The sequence below is a fragment of the Faecalibacterium sp. DFI.5.82 genome, from assembly GCF_029076575.1.
GTDB lineage: Bacteria > Bacillota > Clostridia > Oscillospirales > Ruminococcaceae > Faecalibacterium > Faecalibacterium duncaniae.
The window spans coordinates 1-296 of record NZ_JARFIS010000875.1 but is presented as its reverse complement, the minus strand read 5'-3'; the positions used below and the strand labels follow the sequence as shown (position 1 = coordinate 296).

The following is a 296-nucleotide window of genomic DNA, read 5'->3' as shown; positions in this document are numbered from 1 at the left end:
TGCATCTGGCAGTCCACCTGACGCTGGTGGGTGCGCTACGGGAAGGGGAGGTGGCAGGTCTGACCCCGGAGGACATCGACGTTGATGCCGCCAACGGCATGGGCACCTTCACCGTCAACCGTTCCATGCAGCGGGTGCAGAAGGACACGCTGGCACAGGTGGACAAGGGCTGCATCCTCCGCATCTTCCCGGACAAGCTGGAGGGCAGCAAGACCTCCCTCCTCCTGAAGGACACCAAGACCGAGGCCTCCTGCCGCACCATCTTTATGACCGCCGCCCTGCGGGAGGAGCTGAAG

General features: G+C 64.2%; 1 pseudogene. It reads left to right on the top strand.

Annotated elements, in window-relative coordinates:
• A pseudogene (locus P0G09_RS19305) lies at window positions 1–296 on the top strand (site-specific integrase); the annotation flags it as partial.